Here is a 24,304-nt window from a genome sequence, read left to right on the forward strand (position 1 = left end):
GGAATGCGACACTTCGGGGTCTTCCTGGACGGATCCCGATGCTTCTCCAGGGTACCGCCCGGAGGACGCCACTTGTCGACGGGGTGTGGATACCCCTGTGGATAAGTTGGAGATCCCCTGTGTCGAAACGGTGGTTCGAGCGGCCCGCGTCAGCAGGAGCACGGCAGGTTTCCGCGTCGCGCAGCGGTTCGCGCGAACTTGGCCCACCTTGTCCTACATCCGGTAGGTTCGCTCCATGGCGAACTCCTCCGCGACCGTGCCTCGCCCGGTTCCTCCGCCCTCGCACGAGCCCACCAGGAGCGGCTTCGCTGCGGACGATGTTCCCCGGCCGCTCGGCCGTTACGTGCTCCTGCGGCGCATCGCTCGGGGAGGCATGGGGGAGGTGTTCCTCGCCTCCACGACCGGGCTGGAAGGCGCCGAGCGCCCCGTCGTCGTGAAGATCATCCGCCGCGAGCACGCGTCCGACCCGAGCTACATCGCCCGCTTCCTGGACGAAGCGCGGGTGCAGGCGCAGCTCCAGCACTCCGGCGTCGCGCAGGTCATCGAGGCGGACGTCGACCCCGCGACGGGGGAGCCTTACGCGGTGGTCGAGCACGTCGAGGGCCGGAGCCTCGGCGAGGTCCGGGCCCGCGCGGTGCAGCTCGGGCACCGCTTCGACTGGGCGGAGGCGGTCGCGATCGCGACGATGATCGCCGAGGCGCTCGCCCACGTGCACGAGCGCAGGGACCCGTCGGGCGCCGCGCTCGCCATCGTCCACCGCGATCTGTCGCCGCAGAACGTGATGCTCGGCTTCGCCGGCGACGTGAAGATCATCGATTTCGGCACCGCGCGCGGGCAGAACCGGCGCTGCCACACGGTCGCGGGCGTCGTCTTCGCGAAGCCGGGCTACGTCGCGCCGGAGGTCGCCAACGGCGACCCGGGCGACGCGCGGGTCGATCTCTACGCGCTCGGGATCATGCTCTGGGAGCTGTGCGCGGGGCGCCGGTTCCTCCAGGGCGACGCGCAGACGCACATGGCCGCGGTCGCGCGCAACCAGAACGACCCGCCGCCGATCGCGCTGTCGCTCGGGGCCCCGTCGGCGCTCGACGCCGCCATCGGGCGGCTCACGGCCTTCGACCGCGAGGCCCGGTACCCGTCGAGCCGCGCCGCCGCGCGCGACCTCGCCGCGCTCCTCGGGGCGGCGGTGGCCCTGCCCGGCGGCGAGCGCGGCGTGCGCGCGCGGGCCGCGCACCTGATGCAGCGCCTGTTCCCTGGCGAGCCGGGGCGCTCGCGCGGCGAGTTCGCGGCCCTCGTCGCCGCCGCCAAGGCCCGTCGCGCCACGGCCGTGACGCCGGTGAGCCCGCGCGCCGAGGCCATGGCCTCCGCCGAGCGCGTGGACGACGGCGCGCTGCCCGGGACGCGCTACCGGCTGCTGCGCGAGATCGGGACGGGCGCGAGCAGCACCGTCCACGAGGCGGAGCACGTCGATCTGGGGCGCCGCGTGGCGCTCAAGGTCGTCTCCGCGGAGCACTCGGCGACCGACGTGATCGCGAGCCGCTTCCGCCGTGAGGCCCGCGTCCTCTCGCGCCTCTCCCACGAGCACCTCGTGAAGGTCCACGATTTCGGCATGGCCGCGGACGGTCGGCTGTTCTGCGCCATGGACCTCCTGGAGGGCGAGACGCTCGACGCCCTGCTCGTCCGCGGCGACGCGATCGACTGGAGGGACGCGCTCGCGATGGCCGTCAAGGTGCTGAGCGCGCTCGAGCTCGCGCACGCCGAGGGGCTCGTTCACCGGGACATCAAGCCCGAGAACCTCTTCATGACGCGCCCGCGCGGCGCCGAGGGGGCGCTCTCGCTCGCGGACGCCGGCCTGAAGCTGCTCGATTTCGGGCTCGCGAAGCGCCTCTCCGAGGATCGCGGCGAGGCCTATGGCGTCGCGGACGAGACGGGCGCCGGCGAAGGGCCGGCCCGGGCCGCGGTCGCGATCGTCGGGACGCCCGAGTACATGGCCCCCGAGCAGGCCGCGTCGGGGCGCATCGACGGGCGCGCCGATCTCTACGCGCTCGGCTGCGTCCTCTACGAGATGCTCACGGGGCGCCTGCCGTTCGTCGAGCAGAGCCTCGTCGCGCTGATCGACGCGAAGATCAAGGGCAGCCCCGAGCGCCTCCGCGAGCGCGCGCCGACGCGGCAGATCCCGACCTTCGTCGACGATCTGGTGATGCGCGCGCTGGCCCGTCACCCGAGCGTCCGCTTCCAGAGCGCCGCCGAGATGCGAAAGGCCATCCTGGAGGCGCTGGGGCGACCTGCTCGCGCGCGCACCCGCCGCCGCGCGCTGGGGTTCGCCGCGGTCGCCGCCGCGATGACGCTCGCGGGCGTGCTGGTCGTCGGCAAGGGGCGCGAGCTGGTGGCCCGTGTCCCCGCGGTCGCTGCGCTCGTCGGCGCTGCGGGCGAGGCGGCCGCGACGTCGGGCGACGCGGCGCAGCCCGCCGCGCCGGCGATCGCCGCGGAGGCGTCGGCGGCAGCCGCGGAGGCGTCGGCGGCAGCCGCGGAGGCGCCGGCGGCAGCCGCGGAGGCGCCGGCGCTCGCGGCAGCTTCCTACGCGCCGGCGTCGGTCGCGGCAGCCCTCGCAGCGGCCAGCGCGGCAGGGCCTGGCGCGGCAGAGGGGAGCGCCACGCCTTCGGCCCTCGCGGCTGTGCCCGCCGACGGCCCCGATGCCGCCGCGCCCCGAGAGGGAGCCGCGCAGCCTGCGGCGGTCGTGTCGCCTGCGCAGGCCGCCGTCGCGAAGAGCGACGCGGCGAAGCCGCCCGCGAGGGACGAGGTCGCCCGGCGCGCCTCGGCGAGGACCGCGCGCGCGCCGGCGCCGAAGGCCGACAAACCTGCGGCGCGCGGCGCGGCGGATCGCGCCTCCCGCGAGGTCGCGAAGCGCGAGCCCAAGGCGCGCGAGCGATCGTCCTCGTCTGCGGCGCGCGCGTCGGCCGCGCCGACACCCGCGCGTGGCGAGGCTGACACGGCCTCGAAAGGAGCGCACGAGGATCGCAGCGAAGCGAAGCGGCGCCGTCACAAGCGCCGGTCCCGGGTCGCGAAAGCGGAGTAGCCGCGCGTCGCGCGGCGCATTTCGCTCGCGCATGGGCCGCGGCGTTGTATACCGCGCAGCCTGCGATGGCTCAGATCGCCCCGTCCGCGCCGGGCTCGAACGCCGTAACTTCGGGCCCACCCCATCGCGCCATCCTGCGGCTCGCGCTGCCGACCGTGGCGGCGATGCTCACCCAGAGCATCGTCAACGAGGTCGACATCGTCTTCTTCGCGCACCTGCCGTGCCCCGAGTCCTCGAACGCGCACGCGGCGCTCTTGCCGTCGCTGATCGTCCTGTGGCTGTTCGGGGGCTCGCTCAGCGCGATCTCGGTCGGCACGCAGGCGTTCACGGCGCGCCGCTTCGCCGAGAATCGCCCCGGGGACGCTGGCGCGGTCCTCGCGAACGCCCTGTTCTTCGCGATCGTCGCCGGCGTCGTGTTCTCCGCGATCGGGTACCTGACGATGCCGTACATCCTGTCCGTCATCATCAAGGTGCCCGACGCGCGGCAGGCGGCGCTCGATTACCTCGGCTGGCGCCTGCTCGGCGTGACGTCGATGGCGGCGACGTTCGCGCTGAAGGCGTTCTTCGACGGGATCGGCAAGACGCACATCCACCTGGTCTCGGCCCTCGCGATGAACGGGCTGAACATCGTGCTCTGCCTCCTGCTCATCTTCGGCAACGCCTCGCTCGGCATCCCGAAGTACGGCATCGCCGGCGCCGGCATGGCCGGCTTCATCTCGACCTACGTCGGCCTCGCGATCATGCTCGCGTACGCGCTCCTGCCGGAGTACCGGCGCCGCTACCGCCCGTTCGCCACGAGCAAGCTCTCGGCCCCGCTCGTCTGGTCCATCCTCAGGCTGTCGATCCCGAGCGCCGTCGCGACCGTCGCGATCATGACGGGCTTCGCGCTCTTCTACGCGATCGCCAGCAAGCTCGACCAGGTCACGCCGGCGGGCGTCGTCTCGCCGCTCTGCCCCGGCGGCCGCGCGGAGCCGGTGTACGGTGCCGCGACCACGGTGATCGTCGGGATCCTGAAGCTCACGTTCACCGCCTGCCTCGCCTTCGGCACGTCGACGGCGACGCTGGTCGCGCAGTCGCTCGGCGAGAAGGACGGCGACAAGGCCGCGCGCTTCGGCTGGGCCAGCGTCCGGCTGGGGCTCGCGATCTTCGGCGTCGTCGGCCTGCTCGAGGCGATCTTCGCGCCGCAGATCCTCGCGTTCGCCAGCAGCAGCGAGCTCGTCCAGGCCGCGGCGCTCCGGCCGCTCCAGATCATGGGCATCTGCACGCCGCTCGTCGCGGTCGGCATGATCCTCACGCAGGCGCTCTTCGGCGCGGGCAACACGCTGTTCGTCATGGTCGTGGAGCTCATCCTGCACTTCACCTGCCTCGTCCCGCTGGCGTGGCTGCTCGGCATCACGCTCGGCTTCGGCCTGATGGGCATCTGGGGCGCCGGCGTCGTGTACGTGGTCCTCCTCGCCGCGACCATGGTGTGGAAGTTCCGCTCGGGGGACTGGAAGAAGATCCGGCTCGACGCCCAGAAGCCCCTCGACGGGGCCGCGCTCGGCGAGGGCGGCGGCGGCGGGGCGAGCGCGCAGGGGCGCTGAGCCGACCGGCTCAGCGGGGGAAAGCGGCGGCGTTCCCGCCGTCGACGGTCACGACGCAGCCCGTCGTGGCCTCGGCGGTCGCGAGGTAAAGGAACGCCTGCGCCACGTCCGCCGCGGTGGTCTCGCGCCGGAGCAGGTTGTCGCGGAAGTAGTCGTCGACCGAGACGTTGCGGGCGCGGGCGCGCGCCTCCAGCAAGCCGGCGCCGAAGAGCGCGGTGCGGATCCGGTCGGCGTTCACGGCGTTGGCCCGGATGCCCTGAGGTCCGAGGTCCACGGCGTACTGGCGCATCAGCGAGACGAGCGCCGCCTTGGCGACGCCGTAGGGGCCGAAATCGGGCCCCTGGTTGAACGCGCTCTTCGACGCGTTGAACAGGATCGCGCCGCCTGAGCCCTGCGCGAGCAGCACCCGCGCCGCCGCGCGGGCGACGTTCTGGTGGCCGAGCAGGTTCAGCTCGAGCGACGCGCACAGGGCCTCGTGCCCCTCGGACGTGTGGAGGGAGCCCGAGAACGCGCGGCCTGCGTTCGAGACGACGATGTCGACGCCGCCGAGGTGCGCCGCGCTCTGCGCGAACGCGCGGTGCACGCTGGCCTCGCTGCGCACGTCGCAGGCAACCTTCATGCAGCGGCCGCGGTAGCGGCCCCCGAGCTCGGCGGCGGCCCTCTCGAGCGACTCCTCGTCGCGATCGGCCAGCACCACGTGCGCCCCCGCGGCGAGGAACGCCGCCGCGGTCGCGTGACCGATCCCCGAGGCGGCGCCCGTGATCAGCGCGATCCGCCGATCGAGCGGGCCCCGCTGGCCTGCGCCGAGCTTCAGCTTCGCCTGCTCGAGGCTCCAGTACTCCATGTCGAAGAGGTCGAGCTCCGGGACCGGCTGGTACCCGCCGAGCGCCTCGGCGGCCTCGATCACGGAGACGGTGTGGGCGTAGACGTCCGCGACGATCTCCGCCTCGGCGCGGGAGCCGCCCACGCACAGCGCGCCCGCCCCGGGGAACAGCAGCACCCGAGGGAACGGGTCGAGCTCGTCGCGGACGACGCCCCGCGCCGCGCAGGAGCGGCGGAAGTACTCGTGGTACTCGTCCACGTACCTCGCGATGGCCTGCTCGACGGTCGCGCGGAAGCGCGCCGTGTCGGTGATGTCGTGGCCGTGGATGACGAGCGGCCGCGCCTTGGTGCGGATGACGTGATCCGGCGTGGCGCAGCCGATCTGCGACACCCTGGCCAGATCGTCGCGCGCGCAGAACGCGAGCAGCTCCAGGCCGGTGCGGAGCGTGCAGACCCAGGGGCGCCCCGACGCGCGGGCGAGCGCTCCGCGGACGACCGGCCCGATGGCGGCCCGGAGGTCCGGATCCGCCACGACCGTGGGGTGCGAGACGATCACGCTGCGCTCGGCGATGTAGCGCTCGGCGCGCGTCACGGCGTCGATCATGCGCGTGTAGCTCTCCTCGGCGGTGTCTCCCCACGTGAAGACGCCGTGCTTGTCGAGGATCATCAGCGACGGGAGCGCCCCTTGCGCGAGGCGCTCCCGGACGAGCTCGGCGACGCGGCGGGCGAGCGCGAAGCCCGGCATGACGTACGGCACGAAGAGCGCGCCGTCCCCGTAGATCGCCCGGACGACCTCGGCCGAGCCGGGCTGATCGATGACCGCGAGCACCGCGTCCGCGTGCGTGTGATCGACGAACTTCGCGGGGATGATCGCGTGCAGCAGCGCCTCGACCGACGGCGTCGGGCTCGCCGGATCCAGCATCTGGCCGCGCAGCAGCGCGACCATCTGCTCGTCGGTCATCGCCTCGAGCGCGCACGCGCGCTGGAGCGGCGCGAGGCGGCACGCCGGGAAGCCGCGCGGCTCGATGGTCGCGAGGTCCCACCCGCTGCCCTTGATGAAGAGCACGTCGACGCGATCGCCGAGCAGGTCGACCGCCGTGCTCTTGACGCTCGTGTTCCCGCCGCCGTGGAGGACGAGCGACGGATCGGCGCCGAGCAGGCGCGATGTGTAGACGCGGAGGGCGAGATCCTCGCCCCAGGTCGAGGCGTAGGTGTCGAGGGTGCGCTGGGCTTCGTCCTTGCTGTGGCGAGGATCCATCGATCGGCCGCCTACCCCAGCGGCGGAGGCGCCGAAAGCCCGACGCTCAGTAGCGGTAGTTCTCGGCCTTGAAGGGGCCCTCGGCGGGGACGCCCAGGTACTTCGCCTGCTCCGTCGTGAGCTGGGTCAGCTCGACCCCGAGCTTCGGCAGGTGCAGCGCCGCGACCTTCTCGTCGAGCTTCTTCGGCAGCAGGTGGACGCCGATCGCATGCTTCTCGGTCCACAGGGCGATCTGCGCGAGGACCTGGTTGGAGAACGAGGTCGACATCACGAACGACGGGTGGCCGGTGGCGCACCCGAGGTTCACGAGCCGGCCGCGCGCGAGGACGATCAGCCGCTTGCCGTCCGGGAAGACGAAGTGATCGACCTGCGGCTTGATGTTCTCCTCCTTGATCTCGGGGTTCTTCTCGAGCCACGCGATCTGGATCTCCGAGTCGAAGTGCCCGATGTTGCAGAGGATCGCCTCGTCCTTCATCGCGATCATGTGCTCCGCCCGGACGACGTCGGCGCAGCCGGTCGCCGTGACGAAGATGTCGCCGACCGGGGCGACGGTCTCGAGGCGCTTCACCTCGTAGCCCTCCATCGCCGCCTGCAGCGCGCAGATCGGGTCGATCTCGGTGATGATCACGCGCGCCCCCAGGCCGCGCAGCGACTGCGCGCACCCCTTGCCGACGTCGCCGTAGCCGCACACGACGGCGACCTTGCCGGCGAACATCACGTCGGTGGCCCGCTTGATCCCGTCGCCCAGCGACTCGCGGCAACCGTAGAGGTTGTCGAACTTGCTCTTGGTCACCGAGTCGTTGACGTTGATCGCGGGCACCTTCAGCTTGCCCGCGCGGTGCATCTCGTACAGCCGGTGCACGCCGGTCGTCGTCTCCTCGGAGAGCCCGCGGATCGGGTCGGCGCCGGTGAAGAGCTCCGGGTGCTTCTCGTGCGCGACGATCGTGAGATCGCCGCCGTCGTCGAGGATCATGTTGGGCCCCTTGCCGCCCTTGAAGGCGTAGAGCTGCTGCTCGATGCACCAGTCGTACTCCTCGAGGGTCTCGCCCTTCCACGCGAAGACCGGGATGCCGGCCGCCGCGATCGCCGCCGCCGCGTGGTCCTGCGTCGAGTAGATGTTGCAGCTCGTCCAGGTGACCTCCGCGCCGAGGGCCACCAGCGTCTCGATCAGCACCGCGGTCTGGATCGTCATGTGGAGGCAGCCGGCGACGCGCGCGCCCTTGAGCGGCTGCGTCGGGCCGTACTCCGCCCTGAGCGCCATCAGCCCGGGCATCTCCTTCTCGGCGATGCGGATCTCCTTGCGACCCCAGTCCGCGAGCGTGATGTCGGCGACCTTGTACGAGAGCTTCTTCTCAGCAGTCATGGTGTCCCTTTGCCTTTTCGGTGAATGCGCTTGTGCGCGCGCCGCGCCAGCCGACGAGCAGCTGCCAAACCAGGTGTCGATCCGGGCCTTCGCCCTGCCACGCGGACGGCAGCCGCCGGAGCTCGACGCCGGAGAGCCCGGCCTCCTCGGCGAGGCCTCGGAGGTCGCCCGGCGAGAAGCCGAGCCAGATGTCCGCCTCCTGCTCCCGGAGGGCCTGATCGTGGTGCGCCTCGTAATCGAGCACGCACACCGCGCCCCCGCGGGCGTGAGCGCCGTCGCCGCGGCCGGGCGCGGCCGGGCGGGCGAGCTCGACGAGCGCGCGCATCGCCTTCGCCGGCTGAGGCGCGTGGTGCAGAACGCGCGCCGCGAAGACCACGTCGGCGCCCCCGGAGAGGGCCTCGCCGGCCTCCGGAGGATCGCCGCCGAGCGCGCGCGCCACGGCCCGGATCACCTCGGGCCCGTCGATCTCGCCGCACACCAGCTCGACGTTCTCGAGGCTGCGCCGCCGCAGGCGCTCCCCGGCGAGCTGCAGCTGCGCGCTCGCGCGATCGAGCGCGACGACGCGATCGAAGACGGGCGACAGCACCTCGAGCAGCGCCCCGTCGCCGGTGCCCGCGTCGACCGCCAGCCGCCGATGGGGCAGGAGCGGCGCGAGCGCCGCGAGGTAGGCGGCGAGCTCGGCCGGCGGCCCCGGGCGCAACGGCCGCCCGCCACGCGCGAAGAACTCGCGTGTCTCGGCGTCGCGCGCGGCCAGCACCTCCTCGATGCGCGCGAGCGTCCCGTCCGCCGCGCACGCGCGCTGGCCCGCGCGCACCGCGTCGTCGACCACGGGATCGGTCGTCGCGCGCGGATCCAGGCGGAGCAGCGTCCACGTCCCCTGGCGCCTGGCGAGCAGGATCCCCGCCTCGCGGAGCGCGGCCGCGTGGCGCGAGATCTTCGGCTGGCCCTCGCGGAGCAGCTCGGCCAGCTCTCCGACGGCGAGCTCCTCCGCCGCGGCCAGGCCGAGGAGCCGCACCCGCACCGGATCCGCCAGCAGCCGGTACAGCTCGCACCGCGCGACCGCCTCCTCCGGTTGAGCCGGCGTCTCTGCGATCGAGACCATGGCTCATATATATGTGTTGATGCACATAGATGCAAATAGTTTGAACAAGGCCCTGGACGCGCCCGGCTCGCCGCGAAGGCCGGCTGACATGTGTGCCAGGGCACATCCGGCGCGCGCGGCGGGGCAGGCCCTCGTGCAGCGGGCGGCCGTGGCCCGTCCTGCGCGCCGGGGGCGCCCGTCAACGGCCGCCTCCTTCCGGGGCTCCTTCCGCTTCTTCTGCGATCGCCGCTGTCGTGGTGCGCCGCGGCGCCTGGCTCGCGCTGGGTCAGCCGAACGCGCGGACGGCCTTCTCCAGCTTCGCCTCTTCCGAGGAGCGGAGCAGGCCCACGGCCACCACGGTGAGGCGCTCCGGCCGGAACAGCGCGCGCGCGGCGTCGCGCACGTCGGCGACGCTGACGCGGACGAGCTCCTCGTGCCGCGCCTCCGGGGTGCGCGTGATGTCGGCGAGCGCGGCGAGCCCATGGAAGCCGGCGGTCGCCTCGGCGTCGTCGAGCATCGCCTCCACCGACCAGAGGTGGCGGTCGCGCGCCTTGGCGAGCTCGTCCTCGCGCGGGCCGACCTCGGCGAGCTCGCGGAGCAACGCGAAGATCTCCCGGACCACCACGGTCGCGCGGTCGTGCTGGACGCCCGCGGCGATGTCGACGACCCCGTCGTCCTCGTAGGCCTCGAACATCCCCGACACGTCGTAGCAGAGGCCCAGCCGATCGCAGATCCGCTCGTACAGCCGCGTCGACATGCCGTCGTCGAGGACGCGGAGCAGCATCTCCACGGCGGGCTCGCGCGGATCGCGCTCGCTCACGCCACGGAACGCGATCCGCAGATCGGTCTGGCTCGACTGGTTCTCGATGAAGCGGAACCTCGGCTTCTTCTGCCCGTTGGGCGGCGGCGCGGCGGGCACCTGCTCGCCGCGCGGCATGGCGCCGAAGTACCGCTCGACGGCCCGCGCGCACGCCTCGGGATCGAGCCGCCCCGCAAGGCACAGCACCGCGTTCGCCGTCGTGTAGTGCCGGGCGTGGTGGGCGCGCAGCATCGGCTCGTCGAAGCGATCGAGCGCCTCGATGTCGCCCGTGATGGTGAACCCGAGCGGGTGTCGCTCGTACATGAGCGCGCGCGCGTTGTTGTCCGCGTCGATGTCGCGCCCCTCGTCGTCGAGGTCCTCGAGGATCTCCTCGCGCACGATGCCGCGCTCGACCTCGATCGCGGTGAAGCGGGGCGACGTGGTCACCTCGCCGAGCAGGGCGAGCACCGGCTCCAGGTTCGTCGGCGGCACGGAGATGCTCATCACGCCGTGGTCGACGTGGGTCGCCGCGTAGAGCGTCCCCCCGAGGCGCTCGAAGGCGAGCGCCTGCGCGTGCGCGGTCGGCAGCGTCGGCGTCCCCCGGAACACCATGTGCTCCAGGAAGTGGGAGATCCCGTTGTTCTGCTGGCTCTCGAACCGCGAGCCGACGCGCAGGTAGAGCGAGGCGACCGCCCGGTGGACGTGCGGTTGCGGGACGAGGACGACCTTGAGGCCGTTCGAGAGGACGACGTCGCGCGCGTCACGCAGCGGGAGCGACGTCATTCCCCCTCGTCTTCGAGCGGCAGCGGCGGCTCGCCGGAGCCGTCCTCGGCTGGCTTGGACTCCTTGAGGAGGTACTGGTCGTACTTCACCTCGCTGCCGATCGTCGACTTCAGCCGGCGAATGTACCCGATGAGCGCGTCGTTCTGCTTCGCGGCGCGCATGGCCGACGTGTAGAACTCGCGATCCTTGTCCCACTGCTCCTGGCTCGCAGAGGTCTTCTCCTTGAGCTGGACCACCGCATAACCGTTCGCCAGCGCCACGACGTCCTTGGGCAGGTCGCCCGGCTTGTCGAGCTGGAAGGCGATGCGCGCGGCCTCGGTGCTGTCCCTCGCGTCGGCGATGGGCGAGCCGGAGACGTTGAACGGCAGGCTCGTCTCGACGGTGGGCCGGTTCGGGTGCGTCGCGATCGTGTAAGGAGCTCGCGCCTCCCCGGCCTCGGCCTGGCCACCCTCCTTCGCGCTCGCCTTCTCCTTCTCCTTCGCATTCGCCGGCGTGAGCTGGGCCATGTACGCGGCGAGCGCGTCCTCCAGCGACTTGCCGCCCGCGGCGGCGGCGAGCACCTGCTTCGCGGCCTCGGCCGCGAGCCGCTCCGACTCGTGGGCGATGTAGAGGTCGCGCGCCGTCTCTTGCCGGCCGATCTTCTCGGCCTCGGCGTCCTTCGCGATCTGCTCGAGCTTGATCACGTGGAAGCCGTCCTCGGTCTCGATGAGGTCCGACACATCGCCCGCCTTCATCTCGAAGAGCTTGTCCTCGACAGGCTTGCTCAGGCGCCCCTTGGCCACGCATCCGAGCACGCCGCCGTGCGCCGCGCTCGGATCGTCGCTCGCGCTGCGGGCCACGTCGGCGAAGCTCTCGCCCTTCTTGAGGCGCTGGACCGCGCCCTCGATCCGCGCCTTCGCGGCGGCCTTGCCCGCCTCCGGCCCCTGCTCGGCCTCCTCGGGCTTCACCTCGACCGCGAGGACTCGAGCGACACGGCACTCGGGCTGATACTGCGCCTTCCGCCCCTCCCAGGCCTTGTCGAGCTCTTCTTTGTTGTTGTCGGCCCAGGCCTGGATCGCCTTCTCCGACGTGTCCACGATGAGGTCGCTGTAGAAGCGCCGGTCGAAGCGCACGTAGGCGAGCGACCTCGTGGATTTCTCGCGCGAGAACTGCTCGAACGCCTCATTCTCGCCGACCCGGACCCGCGCCCGGATGAGCTCGCGCATCCGGGCGGCGATGAGCTCCTTCCGCTGGTATTCGCGGAAGTCCGTGGGGCTCATCTTCGTGATGTTCCGGATTTGCTTCTCGTACTGCTTGTTGTCGAATTTCTTCGTTTGCCGGTTGCGGACGTCCAGGTAGCGAATGAGGTCTTCCCGGAGGCTGAGGGCGTAACCGACCTGGCGGATCTTGTCTGCCGGGAGCGAGACACGCACCCTGCCAGCCACGAGCTCGTTCGTGAGCTCGTCGTCCGAGACGGTGATCCCGAGGCGCTTCGCGTCCTCGTTGAGGAGCCACCGCTCGTAGAGCCCCTCCGCCGTGAGCCGCCGGTAACCCATCGCCCGGAGGCGGTTTTCGTCGGCGCTCCGCATCGCGAGCAGGTTCTTCGACGCGTTGAAGTCGATCGAGGAGATGCAGCTGCCTCGGACCTCGACCGCACAGGTGTTCCCGGTCGACTGCACGGGGCCCGTGCTCGGGCGGAACTGGACGATGAAGACGACGGCGATCGCGATGACGATGGCGGCGCCGAAGATTTGGCTCAGTCTGTTCACGAAGGGCTCGCTCCCGGGGCGTGCGCCGCTCGCTCTTCGAGCGGCCTCCCGCCTTGGCCTGGCGCGGCATAGCACGGCGTCGACGGCGTGTCTTTACGGCGGTCGGGAGCGAGGCTAGGGGCAGATGCCATGGCAAGCTCGAAGTCACACCTCCCCGATTGCGGCCTCTACCTGACGACAAAGCCGCTCCCCGGACACGAGGACAAGGTGCCTGCTGGCACCATCGTCTCCTTCCACAACCACTCGGACAACGGTCTGCCGACGGTCACGACGCCCGACCACAACGTTCACAACCGCTGGCACTTCCACGGCCCTGCCGTCGCGTTCCGGGGCACGACGTGGGCGGACTCCCTGCAGCGCCTCCCCGCCGAAGGGTTCTACACGCTTCGCAAGGAGCTCGCGTTCGACGGCGGCAACTGGCCGAAGGGCACGCTCGTGCAGCTCGGTTACACGCAGGCGGGCATGCCTATCCTGTTCATCGCCCGTGTGCGTTCGCGGCTTCAGGAGAACGACCTCTTCTTCTCCGACAAGGGCGTAGGCATCAAGCGCGAGCAGCTGTCCCTGCTCGAGCCCGTCTCCGTCTTCGAGGAGCCGAGCGACGGCTCCGGCCACCAGCCCGATCACGCCGAGGCGCACTGAGCGGCCGCCGTAAGGGGCGCATCCTCGTGCACCGCGCAGGACGCAGCTCCCGTCCATGCTGAATATCGACCGGAGCCCACATTTCTGTCCCCGGGCACGGCGTGTGCTTGTAATTTTCTTTCGTGATTCGACGCAGAGCCCTCACACCCCCGTCACTCCAGATTCCACCTGAGCTCCTGGCCAACCGTCGCAGGAGCCCGCGCCGCGAGCTGAGCGAACGGGTACGCCTGGAGACCGGCGCGCGCGCCGTCGCCGGCTGGACGCTGAACGTGAGCGTCGGCGGGCTCAGGGTGGTGATAGAAAATTCACTCGATCCCGGTACCGAGCTAACGGTCTGGCTCGACGGTAGAAGCCCACGTTTGGGTAGGATAATGTGGGTCCAAGACGAGCCCGATGGATCGATCGTCGGGGTGTGTTTCCTCGATGGTCTGGAGGATCGGAAGGGCATCAACGGCCTGGGGGGCCTGGAAGGAGGCCCCTCGGGGTCGCCGCGATCGAGCTCCTGAGCCCACAGGGGCGCGCCGGCGCGCCAGAGCGCCACACGTGGTCGGCGCTGTCGGCTTGACGAGGCACCCGCAATTTTGCGATGGATGTTCCTGCTGATAGCTGGGGGTAGCCGGAAACCAGCGGAAGATGCCGACACCCGCGGAGATAAAGAAGGCCCTGCTCCAGGCCGGATTCGAGGTCTACCGCACCCGGGGCGACGCCGTGCAGGTCGCGGAGCGGGTGCGGGAGAACCTCCTCATGGACTCGGGGATCGTCGTGGGCGCCGAGCCGCTGCGGGTCGGGTTCGTCGTGCGCGCCCAGCGCAACGACTTCCCGGGGGTGGCGGACGAGCAGCTCTTCGAGCGGGCGCGCGGGATGGCCGAGCCTGCCGTGGCGCGTGGCTACACCGAGGTCGAGGCCGCCCTCCGCCACGTCCGCGACCCCGGCGACGCCGAGCGGACGCTCGATACGTGGTGCGAGGTCCACTTCGAGAAGCGCGTGGCGTCGCTCGAGCTCGCCGTCAGCGAGGTGGGGTTCGCCCTCTCGCTGGAGAAGGCTGCTCTGCCGCGCTGAGCGGTACGCGATGCCCTTCGACCGCGCCGCGAGCCTGCTCGGGCCGTCGGGCCCGTTCGCGCGCGGCCTGGACGGGTACGAGGACCGACAGGGGCAGGTGGCGATGGCGAGCGCCGTCGAGCGGGCGCTCGCGGAGGACCGCATCCTCCTCTGCGAGGCGGGCACCGGGACGGGCAAGACGCTCGCCTACCTGGTGCCCGCGATCCTGAGCGGTCGCAAGGTCGTCGTCTCGACCGCGACGAAGGCGCTCGAGGACCAGATCTACACGAAGGACCTGCCGCTCGTGGCCGAGCACCTCCGGCTGGATCCGCGCGCGGCGCTGGTGAAGGGGCTCGGCAACTACCTGTGCCTGCGGCGCTTCAGCGAGCTCCGGACCAGCCCTGGCGCGGGCGCCGGGATCGCGGGGCGCTCGCTGCCGCTGATCGAGGCGTGGGCGCAGGAGACCGAGATGGGCGACGTCGCGGAGCTCGCCCACCTCGCCGAGGGGGATCCGCTCTGGCGAGAGGTCGCGTCGTCCAGCGAGACGCGCCTCGGCGCCTCGTGCGAGTACTTCGAGAGGTGCTTCGTCACGCGGATGAAGCGCGACAGCGAGGCGGCGCGCCTCCTCGTCGTCAACCACCACCTCTTCTTCGCGGATCTCGCGCTGAAGATCGCCGGAGCGCGCCGCGGCTTCGCCGGCGCCGGCGCGCTCCCGCCGTACGACGCGGTCATCTTCGACGAGGCGCACCAGCTCGAGGACATCGCGACGGGCTTCTTCGGCGTCCGCGTCTCTCGCGCGCGGGTCGACTCGATGCTGCGCGACGCCGACCGGGCCTTCATCGCGTCGGGCCTCGCCGATCGCATCCTCGGGCGGGGCGAGGGGACGGCGATCACGGCCGTGGTGCGCGAGTCCGCGGACGCGCTCTTCGATCGGCTCGCCTCGCTGGGCGGCGCCGCCGGGAGCGGGGATCGCGGCGAAGCCCGGAGCCCGCTCGCGAGGGACGCCTGGTCCGGCGAGCTGCTCGACGCGTACCACCGCCTCGACGACCACCTCGAGGCGCTCGCGGCGTACGCGAGCGCGAACGCGATCAGCGAGGCGGTGCAGCTCGTCGGCAACCGCGCCGCGCAGCTGCGGGACGACGCGGCGCGGATCGTCGACCCCGCGACGAACCAGGTCACGTGGGTCGAGGTGCGCGGCCGCGCCGTCTCGTTCGGCGCGTCGCCGGTCGATCTCGGGGACATGCTGCGCGAGCACGTCTTCGAGCGGATCGGCGCCGTGGTGCTGACGAGCGCCACGCTGACGACGGGCGGCTCCGCCGGGGCGGGGTTCCGCTTCCTCCGCTCGCGGATGGGCCTCGACGAGGACGTGTCGGTCCCTGTCGACGAGCTCGAGGTCCCTTCGCCCTTCGACTACCCGACCGCCGCGCTGCTCTACACGCCGCGCGACCTCCCCGAGGCGACCGACGCGGCGTTCGTCGAGCGGGCCGCCGATCGCGCGGCCGAGCTCATCGGCATCACGGGCGGCGGCGCGTTCCTCCTCTGCACGTCGATCCGCGCCATGAACGCGCTCGCCGCGGCCCTCCGCGTCCGGCTCGGGCGCGCCGCGGCGGTGGCCCGGGCGGACGGCGGCGCTCCGGGGCGGCAGGTTCCGCTGCTCGTGCAGGGGGACGCGCCGAAGGGCGCGCTGCTCCGCCGCTTCCGCGCGGAGCGGCACGCGGTGCTCGTCGCGACGATGAGCTTCTGGGAAGGGGTGGACGTCCCGGGCGAGGCCCTGCGCCTCGTGATCATCGAGAAGCTCCCGTTCGCGGTGCCGACCGATCCGGTCGTCGCGGCCCGGTGCACGGCGATCGAGCAGGGCGGCGGCAACCCGTTCATCGCGTACAGCGTGCCTCAGGCCGCGATCACCTTGAAGCAGGGCTTCGGCCGGCTGATCCGCGCGCGCACCGATCGCGGCATCGTCGCGATCCTGGACCGGAGGATCCGCACGCGCGGCTACGGCCGCGTGCTGCTCGACAGCTTGCCCGACGCACGCCGGACCGACCGCATCGAGGACGTGCGCGCCTTCTGGGCGGCCCGCGCGGCCGACGCGGAAGCGGAGCGAGGAGGAGCGCCGGCGCGGACGTGAGGCGCGGCGCGAAGGGGCCGCGAGGCGGAGCGCGAGATGAGGCGCGCGCTCCGGCGATGCGCGCGCTTCGTCGGCGCGATCGTCAGGGATACGACGTCTTCCCGTAGATGCACCAGGCGCCGCCCTTCCGGAGCGCGATGACCTGGCGGAGCCTGTAGTCCGCCTTGAACCTGGGGTCGTCGTACGAGGCGCGGGAGGAGGGCACCGTCGGGGTCTTGCAGTCGATCCCGGAGGAGATGAGCAAGAAGTAACGCGGGTTCTTCGCGAAGATCGCGTCGGTGTAGCCGGCCCCGACCTTGTGCGTGTACGCGCCCGGCAGGCGGGAGACCTCGGGGCTGAGCAGCCCGAGCATGTCCACGACCGGGAAGCCGGTGCGGTAACCGACGTAGCCGATGTCGGCGAGCGCGATGGGGCCAGGCTCCGCGTTCTTGACGAGCCACTCCGCGGAGCGCCCTGCGGCGTCGTCCCAGAAGCCCTTGTCGTTGACGAGGAGGTTCCGCTGGGCCCGCACGAGCTCGCCGGCGCGGGTCGCGATCGTGATCGCGCCGAACGCCGCGATCGCGAGCGACGCGACGCGCTCGCGGCGCGCGGCGATCGCGCGGACCGCGTCGTCGGCGAGCAGGAACGCGAACGGCTCCGCGGGCGCGAGGAACCGGAAGTAAGGCATCCAGTCGCCGCCCACCGCGACGACGTACACGCCGAACAGCAGCGCGATCGACGCGATCGCGAGGCCGCTCCGGCGCCGGTGGACGATGGATGAGGCGACCGAGAGGATCCCGAGCCACAGGAAGGCGCCGGCGTGCTGCGCGTACTTGCGGACGTAGTCGCCCCCGCCCTGGATCTGCTGCGCGAAGTCGCCCGTCTTCGCGGCGAGCGTGTTCGGGAGCCACGCGCCGTAGTAGCTGTGCCGCCACGCGAGGTGCGCGGCGACCGGGAGCGCGAACGCGACCAGGCGCAGCACGCTCCGGCGCGAGAGCGCCTGCTCCGAGTGCCAGACGACGAGCACCCCGAGGAACAGCGGCGCCTCCGGGCGGGTGAGCGCGGCGAGCGCGAACACCGCGCCGGACCAGGGGAACCCGGGGAACCAGGAGAAGACGCGCGCGGGTCGAGCGCCGCTGTCGTCGCTGGCGGCGTCCTCTTCGCGGAAGAAGAGCTCGGTCCCGGCGAGCGTGAGCAGGAGGAACAGCGGCGTCTCCAGCCCGAACACCGCGTAGCCGGAGAAGAGGACGCTCATCGCGAGCAGCCACGTCGCGAGGCAGGGCACGTTCGAGAACGGACGCAACCGCCGGGAGAGGAGGTAGGTCGGGACGAGCGCACCTGCGGCGCACGCGGCGCCGAGCACCTTCGACGCCACCGCCGGCGCCGCGCCGAGCTTCACCGCCGCGGCGAGGAGCACCGTCCAGAGGAAGTTCGTGTAGCCCTCGACGCGCTCGCCCACGTTGTAAACGAGCCCGTTTCCGTTCGCGAGGTTCTCCGCGTACCGGAACGAGATGTACGCGTCGTCGATCGTGAAGCTCGCGACGCGGAGCGCAGCCGCGATCGTGATCACCATCGGCGCGAGCAGCCCGAGCGTGAGCTCCAGCGCGGCGGGGAGGGGAGCGCCAGCGAGCCAGGTTCCAAGATCGCGCGCCGGCGTGCTGTGGCGCTCGGCTCCCGACAGCTCGTCGCCTTCGAGGGGCTCGTCGTGCCCCACCTCCTCGCTCCTCTCCACTGCCGTCACGGGGTCGCCGCTCATCGGGCGCCGACCATACCCCGATTGTCACAGCCACAACGTCGAGCTGCGTAAATCGGGACAGGATGGTGTGCGAACACCCGGACGCAGTGCGAACGAAATTGCGCACTCTGACTGTAGGGCTACGCTGTCGAGGCAGCCACGGCGACGGCTTCCCGTGCTGACAAGGAGGGAGTCGAGTGATGAGCGAGCTCGTTGCGCACCTGCCCGTGATCGGTCCCGTCGTTCTCCTGGCGGCGCTCGCCCTCGCCGCCGTCTTCCTCGTGCGCAGGGCGTCGGCCCCCGGTGCGCCCCCTTCCGCGCTGTCCGTGAAGGAGCGGGCCATCGTGGCGGCCTGCGCTGACGCCCTGTTCCCGGCCGGGGGCCCGATCCCGGTCTCTGGCACGGAGGCCGGGCTGGTCGAGTACGTGGACCGCTACGTCGCGCGCACACCGCGGCCTCTCCGGCCCTACCTGCGGCTGCTGTTCCACTTCGTCGAGCTCTCGCCCTGGGTCTTCGGGCCGCGCCGCGCGCGCTTCACGCGCCTCCCGCAGGCCGATCGCATCGCGGTGCTCACGTCGATGGCGCAGAGCTGCATCTACCTCCGGCGGGTGACGTTCCTCTCGCTGCGGACGATGCTCTCGATGGGGTATCTCGCGAACGAGAAGGTCGCCGGCGCGATCGGCGTCGCCTGCTGCGCCACGCCCTTCGAGCGCCGCGCCGCCGGGAGAGCGGCGGGTGAGCCCGCCGCCGCCGCGCCCCCGTCGCTCGCGCCGGGGGTGACGGCGTGAAGCTCCCCGTCTTCCCGGAGCCGCCTCGCGCCGCGGGCCGCGAGCGGCGCTCGCTCTCCGAGGCGACGCTCCGAGCGAGGGGCGCGGTGGAGCCGCTCGCGCCCGGCGAGCCACGCTCGCAGGTGAAGGTGTTCGCCGACTACGAGGGCGAGGTGCGGGCGTCGTGCGAGGTGCTCGTCGTCGGCTCGGGTCCGGGCGGCGCGGTCGTCGCCAAGGAGCTCGCCGAGGCGGGGCGCGACGTGATCCTCGTCGAGGAGGGGCCGCCGTTCGGGGTGGAGGATTTCCGCCAGGAGGCTGGCGAGTCGCTCGCGCGCACGCTGCGCGAGGGCGGGATGCGCGCCGCCCGCGGGCGCATGCTCATCCCGACCATGCAGGCGATCGCGCTCGGGGGTGGCTCGGTCGTCAACTCGGCCATCTGCGCGCGCTCGCCCGCCTGGGTGTTCGACAAGTGGGCAGAGCGGACCGGCGCGTCCTCGCTCACCCTGGACGCGCTGCTGCCCCACTACGATCGCGTCGAGCGCCTGCTCGGCGTCTCGCCCACGCCGATGGAGGTGCAGGGCGAGCGCAACCTGCGCTTCAAGCGCGGCTGCGACGCGCTGGGGCTGTCGAGCGAGCCGACCCACCGCAACGTGCGCGGCTGCCGCGGCTCGGGCGAATGCTTCACGGGGTGTCGCAACCGCGCAAAGATGTCGACCGACGTCTCGTACGTCCCCGCCGCGATCCGGGCGGGCGCGCGCGTCTTCACCAGCGTGCGCGCCGAGCGCCTGCTGCTCTCCGGCAGGCGCGCCGCCGGAATGCGCGGGCGCACGATCGAGCCCTTCACCTGGCGCGAGGGGGCGCCCGTCGAGATACGGGCGGAGCTCGTCGTGCTCGCGGCCGGCTGCATGGCGACCCCGCTCATCCTGCTCCGCAGCGGCGCCGCCGGCTCGAGCGGCTACGTGGGCAACGAGCTGCAGCTCCACCCGGGGCTCGCCATCATGGCGGTGTTCCCGGAGCCCATCGATCCATGGGAGGGCGCGACCCAGGGCTATCACTCGCTCCACTTCATCGAGCAAGGGATCAAGCTGGAGGTCCTCTGGTCGCCTCCGGCCGTGCTCGCCGCGCGGTTTCCCGGCCTCGGGCACGACTACCAGCGCCACCTCCGGACATACAACCGGATGGCGCCGTTCGACGTCATCATCGCAGCCGAGCAGTCGCGGGGGACGGTGCGTCCGAAGCGCGGCAGCTGGGACCCTGATGTGCGATTCGACTACGCGCCGCGCGACGTCGAGAAGATCCAGCGCGGTCTCGGCATCTTGTCCGACATCTGCTGGGCGGCGGGGGCCTCGTCGATACTGCCCGGGCTGCACGGCGTGCCGGACGAGCTGACGTCGCCGAAAGAAGCCGAGATCCTGAAGAGCAAACGGCTCGACGGGCGCGACACGATCACCGCGGCGAATCACGCCTTCGGTACGGCGCGGATGTCGAGGCGCCCGCGGGACGGGGTGGTCGATGAGGAGGGGCGCTGCCACGATCTGGACAATGTGTACGTCGCTGACACGAGCATCTTTCCTGGAAGTCCCGCAGTGAATCCGATGCTTACGTGCATGGCGCTGGCCGATCGCATCGCATGCGGCATCATCGAGCGCTGGTGAGGCGCGCGGCGGCGTGTCACCACAGGCGTCAGTGAGCCAGGGGCGCCACATCCGTCGGGCAGGCACGGCATGTCGCAGACGGTATGTGAGGGGGACTTTGCACCCGAGAAGGAGGCAACTCCCGAGTTGATACGAGGCCCCCGCGAGGTACAAGTTTAACGGCACGTTTCAACTCGCACGGGGCCGAGCCGTCCGTCCGCCGAGCTGGGAGGGAAGCTTTGGGACCGAACGCAGTTTCAGCTGCAATTCCGCGCGGACAAGCGCGCTCGCCGCATCGGAGCCACAGCCATCACGGCCGTGTGCTCCTCGTCGAGGACGAGCCCGACCAGGCGGCCATCCTCGAGGCGGTGCTGCGCCACGAAGGGCTCGACGTCGTCGTTGCGTCGAGCGGCGAGCAAGCGCTCGAGATCCACCAGCGGACGCCGGCTGACGTGCTCGTCACGGATCTCAACCTGCCAGGCATGACGGGGGTCGATCTGATGCGCCGGCTCTCGCCCGGCGAGCTCGAGGGGCCCGAGCCGAAGGCGCCGCCGCCCCACGTGGTCATGGTCACCGGCGCGGCGTCGATCACGAGCGCCGTCGACGCGCTCAAGCTGGGAGCGGCCGACTACCTCCAGAAGCCGCTCGATCCGGCGCGCCTCGTGCTGCTCGTGCGCGAGCTCCTCTCGTCGCCGCCGACCGAGTTCGACGACGACGATCCCCTCCATGGGCAGCTCGTGTTCGAGGGGATGATCGGCGGCTCGCCGCGGATGCGGGAGGTCTTCACCCGCATCGATCGCGTCGCCGCGACGATGGCCCCCGTGCTCATCGTCGGCGAGAGCGGCACGGGCAAGGAGCTCGTCGCGCGCGCCATCCACAACCGGAGCCGCCGCCGCGGGGGTCCGTTCGTGCCGGTCCACACGGGCGCGATCCCGCGCGAGCTCATCGGCAGCGAGCTCTTCGGCCACGAGAAGGGCTCGTTCACCGGCGCGTTCGCCGCCGCGGAGGGCAAGTTCGAGGCGGCGGCGGGCGGCACCGTCTTCCTCGACGAGGTGGGCACGATGGACGCCGCCGTGCAGGTCAGCCTCCTCCGCGTGCTCGAGACGTACCGGTTCACGCGCGTCGGCGGCCGCAAGGAGATCGAGGCCGACGTCCGCGTCGTCGCCGCCACGAACAAGGATCTGCTCGACCTCGTCGACGACTGCGTCTTCCGCGAGGACCTCTACTACCGGCTCAACGTGTTCACGGTGACGCTGCCCCCGCTGCGCGAGCGCAGGGAGGACATCCTGCCCATCGCCGAGCGCTTCCTGCTGAAGTTCGCCAAGCGCTACGGCACCCCGGCCCGCCGCCTCTCGGACGCCGCCGTCGAGCGGCTGACCGAGCACGACTGGCCGGGCAACGTCCGCGAGCTGCGCAACGTCATCGAGCAGACGGCGCTCTTCGCCTCGAACGAGCTGGTCTCGGCCAACGACGTCCAGCTCGGCCAGGGCCGGATCGAGCGGCGCTCGGGCCGGCGTTCCTATGACAGCATCCCGTCGGCGAGGGTGGCGGCGCCGGTCGTCCCTGCCGAGCCGGCCGAGCCGCTCTCGGTGCCGATCGTTCATGCCGCCGACCTGGTGGTCCCCTCCGAGCCCGTGCCGTCGCACGTCGGCGCGCAGCCTGTGCCGTCCTCCATCAGCCCAGCCTCGATGCCGCGGAGGCCTGGGGAGGCGGGCACGCACGAGGCCGAGCCGTCGCGGGACACCGGCGAAGCGGCCGAGCACCCGCTCGTGCTGCGCCTTCCGGTCGGAACGCGCCTGGCGGACGCGGAGCGCAAGCTCATCCTGCTGACCCTCGAGGCGGTGCGCGGCAACAAACAGCGCGCCGCCCGCGTGCTCGGGATCAGCCGCCGCGGCCTGTACTCGAAGCTGCAGGCGTACGGGGAGCACGTGGGGAGCCACGAGGCCCAGGGGCACAGCGAGAGCGCCGAGCCGCAAGACCCGGTCGACGAGGTGCCGGTCGTCACCGACGAGCCCGTCCTGGAAGAGCTCGGTTCCGCGCGCGGCGACGCCTGACGGAGCCTCCTTGCCGCTCTGCGCCGCGAGGCCGCGCCGCGAGCTCACACCGCCACACGGCAGGTTCGCAGTACCGCAGCAATTACGGGTCGCGCGGGCGGGTCGAGTGTGAGGCGCCTCCCAGCGCGGATGGGCGCCTGAGCCGCGCCGCCAGGGGGCTGGTCGCACTCCGGAGCCCGACCTGCGCGCTGCTGCGCCGCGCCCCGACAACGGTCCCGTCGGCGGTCCGTCCCTTTGTGCTTTACGAAGGGACGACGACCTCGGCTATCGTAAAGCGGAGCTGCGAGATCAGACGCGCGACTGGCACGTCAGAGAGCGGGCCACCGGCGCGGCATCAAGGTAAACTCTACGCGACGCCTCGCCGGCACTACACCCCAGCGGGCCAGCCCCCAATGAAGATCACCTGCCAGTCCTGTCAGTCGAAATACACCGTCTCGGACGAGAAGGTCCAAGGCAGAACCGTCAAGATCAAGTGCCGCAAATGCGGCGCGACGATCCTCGTGAACAGCTCGGGCGTGACGACCAACGGCGGGGTCGCCGATCCGGTCTCCGGCACGAGCGTTCCGAATGACGGGACGACGTACCTGGTCAACGTGGCGGACGGCGATCAGCGCTCGATGGCGCTGGCCGAGATCGTCACGAGCTACCAGTCGGGGGTGATCAACGCCGAGACGTACGTCTGGGCGGACGGCATGGCCGACTGGCAGCCGCTCGGCCAGATCGACATGATCGTCGCGGCCCTGCATGCAGGCAGCGCTCCTGCCTCCGTGGCCGCGCAGGAGGCGGCGCCGGTGCCGTCGACGTCCGTGCCCAGCGGGGGAGCGGCCCTCGGGCAGACCTCCCCGGGCGTCGAGTCGGTCGCGGCGGCCGCTCCGCGAGCAGCGGCGGTGCGTCGCGATCCGGCGCGTCCGACGCAGGATCTCTTCGGCGCGAGCCCGGGCGTCGAGGCGCACCGGCCCAGCTCCGACGACGTGGCCACGAGCGCTCCGCTCTTCAAGAGCGGCGCCGCGCCTGGCCAGCGCGACGAGAACTCGATGCTGTTCTCGCTGAGCGCCCTCACGGCGAAGGCCGCCGCTCCGGCCCCGGCGCGGGCGGCCGTCAGCGCTTCGGACGACTCCGGCCTCATCGACCTGAAGGCCCTCGCGTCGGGCGCTGGCGTCCGAGCGCCGTCGCCCGTCGCGAGCATCGTCGCCAACGATGGCGGCCTGTTCCAGCTCAGCGCGCCGATCGTGACCACGGCGCGAGCGCCGTCGGTCGCGCCGCCGAACGTCGGCGAGGCCCCTTCCAAGAACCGCGCCCCGTTGATCATCGCCGCGGGCATCGCGATCGCGGGCATCGCGATCGCAGGTGTCTTCTTCCTGATGAAGGGCGGCGGCAGCGCGCCGGTTCCCACCGCGGTCGAGACCGCGCCGACCACGGCCGCCGCGCCCGCGACGCCGGCGCCCCTCGACACGGCGCCGGCGCCCGAGCCCACCGCGTCGGCGACGGCGTCGGCGTCCGCGACGGCAGAGCCGGTCGCGAGCGCCGCGCCGAGCGCCGCGCCGACGGCAGCAGGGGCGCGTCCGAGCACGAGGCCCTCGACGCGACCGAGCACCGGTGGCAGCACCGCAGGCAAGCAGGCGCCTGCTGCGGCCGCCCCGGCGCCGGCCGCTCCGGCCCCCGCGAAGCGCGGCGGCTGCGGGTGCGCGGTCGGCGATCTGATGTGCGCGATGCAGTGCTCCGCAAAGGGCAAGTGAACGCGCGTCGGCCGTCGTCCGATCGGTGAGCGGAGATCCTCGCCGCCGGAGCCGCGCGTGCAGCGGCTGCTCCGGCGCTGGGCGTGC

The 24,304-nt window shown here is 72.0% G+C and carries 16 protein-coding genes; 10 read left to right on the plus strand and 6 right to left on the minus strand.

Annotation, left to right across the window (positions count from 1 at the left end; all coding sequences use genetic code 11):
• Positions 1-235 precede the first annotated feature (235 nt).
• On the plus strand, positions 236-3,073 hold the full coding sequence (locus WMF27_RS15055) for a protein kinase domain-containing protein (RefSeq protein ID WP_437768187.1): 2,838 nt from the start codon (positions 236-238) through the stop codon (positions 3,071-3,073).
• Positions 3,074-3,138: 65 nt separating this feature from the next.
• Positions 3,139-4,656, plus strand: coding sequence for an MATE family efflux transporter (locus tag WMF27_RS15060; protein ID WP_437768186.1), 1,518 nt, complete (start codon positions 3,139-3,141; stop codon positions 4,654-4,656).
• A 10-nt stretch (positions 4,657-4,666) separates the two neighbouring features.
• On the opposite strand, the gene WMF27_RS15065 is transcribed toward WMF27_RS15060, so the two are convergent.
• The 5 genes from WMF27_RS15065 to WMF27_RS15085 all read right to left on the minus strand — a co-directional run bounded on the left by WMF27_RS15065 (position 4,667) and on the right by WMF27_RS15085 (position 12,510).
• The gene (locus WMF27_RS15065; RefSeq protein ID WP_437768185.1) at positions 4,667-6,736 is read right to left on the minus strand and encodes a bifunctional aldolase/short-chain dehydrogenase; all 2,070 of its coding nucleotides are present in this window, start codon (positions 6,734-6,736) and stop codon (positions 4,667-4,669) included.
• 46 nt (positions 6,737-6,782) lie between these two features.
• A complete protein-coding gene (gene ahcY, locus WMF27_RS15070; protein ID WP_437768184.1) occupies positions 6,783-8,099 on the minus strand; it encodes an adenosylhomocysteinase in 1,317 nt (438 codons plus the stop codon).
• The gene (locus WMF27_RS15075) at positions 8,089-9,201 is read right to left on the minus strand and encodes an ArsR/SmtB family transcription factor (protein ID WP_437768183.1); all 1,113 of its coding nucleotides are present in this window, start codon (positions 9,199-9,201) and stop codon (positions 8,089-8,091) included. The genes ahcY and WMF27_RS15075 overlap by 11 nt, the downstream gene beginning before the upstream one ends.
• A 265-nt stretch (positions 9,202-9,466) precedes the next feature.
• A complete protein-coding gene (locus tag WMF27_RS15080; protein ID WP_437768182.1) occupies positions 9,467-10,762 on the minus strand; it encodes a M16 family metallopeptidase in 1,296 nt (431 codons plus the stop codon).
• On the minus strand, positions 10,759-12,510 hold the full coding sequence (locus WMF27_RS15085) for a peptidylprolyl isomerase (protein WP_437768181.1): 1,752 nt from the start codon (positions 12,508-12,510) through the stop codon (positions 10,759-10,761). Before WMF27_RS15085 ends, WMF27_RS15080 begins: the two co-directional genes overlap by 4 nt.
• A gap of 129 nt (positions 12,511-12,639) precedes the next feature.
• On the opposite strand from WMF27_RS15085, the gene WMF27_RS15090 reads away from it, so the two are divergent.
• The 4 genes from WMF27_RS15090 (at position 12,640) to WMF27_RS15105 (ending at position 16,312) form a co-directional block, all read left to right on the plus strand.
• Entirely contained in the window at positions 12,640-13,149 is a 510-nt protein-coding gene (locus WMF27_RS15090) for a hypothetical protein (protein ID WP_437768180.1), read from the plus strand.
• Between the two features lie 122 nt (positions 13,150-13,271).
• Positions 13,272-13,655 (plus strand): PilZ domain-containing protein, encoded by a 384-nt coding sequence (locus tag WMF27_RS15095; RefSeq protein WP_437768179.1) that lies wholly within the window; start codon positions 13,272-13,274, stop codon positions 13,653-13,655.
• Positions 13,656-13,782: 127 nt separating this feature from the next.
• A complete protein-coding gene (locus WMF27_RS15100; RefSeq protein ID WP_437768178.1) occupies positions 13,783-14,208 on the plus strand; it encodes a hypothetical protein in 426 nt (141 codons plus the stop codon).
• Positions 14,209-14,218: 10 nt separating this feature from the next.
• Entirely contained in the window at positions 14,219-16,312 is a 2,094-nt protein-coding gene (locus WMF27_RS15105; RefSeq protein WP_437768177.1) for an ATP-dependent DNA helicase, read from the plus strand.
• An 82-nt stretch (positions 16,313-16,394) separates the two neighbouring features.
• Here the strand turns inward: WMF27_RS15105 and WMF27_RS15110 are convergent, their stop codons facing one another.
• Positions 16,395-18,047 carry a hypothetical protein gene (locus WMF27_RS15110; RefSeq protein ID WP_437768176.1) on the minus strand — a complete coding sequence of 551 codons (1,653 nt, stop codon included), beginning with the start codon at positions 18,045-18,047 and terminating at the stop codon, positions 16,395-16,397.
• Between the two features lie 179 nt (positions 18,048-18,226).
• Here WMF27_RS15110 and WMF27_RS15115 point away from each other — a divergent pair, with 179 nt between their 5' ends.
• The 4 genes from WMF27_RS15115 (at position 18,227) to WMF27_RS15130 (ending at position 24,217) form a co-directional block, all read left to right on the plus strand.
• Positions 18,227-18,814, plus strand: coding sequence for a gluconate 2-dehydrogenase subunit 3 family protein (locus WMF27_RS15115; protein ID WP_437768175.1), 588 nt, complete (start codon positions 18,227-18,229; stop codon positions 18,812-18,814).
• Complete coding sequence (locus tag WMF27_RS15120; RefSeq protein WP_437768174.1) at positions 18,811-20,448, plus strand: GMC family oxidoreductase N-terminal domain-containing protein; 1,638 nt, start codon at positions 18,811-18,813, stop codon at positions 20,446-20,448. Before WMF27_RS15115 ends, WMF27_RS15120 begins: the two co-directional genes overlap by 4 nt.
• A gap of 299 nt (positions 20,449-20,747) precedes the next feature.
• Positions 20,748-22,481, plus strand: a complete 1,734-nt coding sequence (locus WMF27_RS15125; protein ID WP_437768173.1) for a sigma-54-dependent transcriptional regulator — start codon at positions 20,748-20,750, stop codon at positions 22,479-22,481.
• A gap of 392 nt (positions 22,482-22,873) precedes the next feature.
• A complete protein-coding gene (locus WMF27_RS15130) occupies positions 22,874-24,217 on the plus strand; it encodes a zinc-ribbon domain-containing protein (RefSeq protein WP_437768172.1) in 1,344 nt (447 codons plus the stop codon).
• Positions 24,218-24,304: the final 87 nt, after the last annotated feature.

This window comes from Sorangium sp. So ce281 (genome assembly GCF_051527395.1).
GTDB lineage: Bacteria > Myxococcota_A > Polyangia > Polyangiales > Polyangiaceae > Sorangium > Sorangium cellulosum_B.

What these genes read in the sequence shown, in the direction of transcription:
- WMF27_RS15055 (WP_437768187.1), top strand. Translation starts at nt 236, where the DNA reads ATGGCGAACTCCTCCGCGACCGTGCCTCGCCCGGTTCCTCCGCCCTCG.
- WMF27_RS15075 (WP_437768183.1), bottom strand. Translation starts at nt 9,201, where the DNA reads ATGGTCTCGATCGCAGAGACGCCGGCTCAACCGGAGGAGGCGGTCGCG.
- WMF27_RS15105 (WP_437768177.1), top strand. Translation starts at nt 14,219, where the DNA reads ATGCCCTTCGACCGCGCCGCGAGCCTGCTCGGGCCGTCGGGCCCGTTC.
- WMF27_RS15065 (WP_437768185.1), bottom strand. Translation starts at nt 6,736, where the DNA reads ATGGATCCTCGCCACAGCAAGGACGAAGCCCAGCGCACCCTCGACACC.
- WMF27_RS15100 (WP_437768178.1), top strand. Translation starts at nt 13,783, where the DNA reads ATGCCGACACCCGCGGAGATAAAGAAGGCCCTGCTCCAGGCCGGATTC.
- ahcY (WP_437768184.1), bottom strand. Translation starts at nt 8,099, where the DNA reads ATGACTGCTGAGAAGAAGCTCTCGTACAAGGTCGCCGACATCACGCTC.
- WMF27_RS15090 (WP_437768180.1), top strand. Translation starts at nt 12,640, where the DNA reads ATGGCAAGCTCGAAGTCACACCTCCCCGATTGCGGCCTCTACCTGACG.
- WMF27_RS15115 (WP_437768175.1), top strand. Translation starts at nt 18,227, where the DNA reads ATGAGCGAGCTCGTTGCGCACCTGCCCGTGATCGGTCCCGTCGTTCTC.
- WMF27_RS15060 (WP_437768186.1), top strand. Translation starts at nt 3,139, where the DNA reads ATGGCTCAGATCGCCCCGTCCGCGCCGGGCTCGAACGCCGTAACTTCG.
- WMF27_RS15110 (WP_437768176.1), bottom strand. Translation starts at nt 18,047, where the DNA reads ATGAGCGGCGACCCCGTGACGGCAGTGGAGAGGAGCGAGGAGGTGGGG.
- WMF27_RS15080 (WP_437768182.1), bottom strand. Translation starts at nt 10,762, where the DNA reads ATGACGTCGCTCCCGCTGCGTGACGCGCGCGACGTCGTCCTCTCGAAC.
- WMF27_RS15130 (WP_437768172.1), top strand. Translation starts at nt 22,874, where the DNA reads ATGAAGATCACCTGCCAGTCCTGTCAGTCGAAATACACCGTCTCGGAC.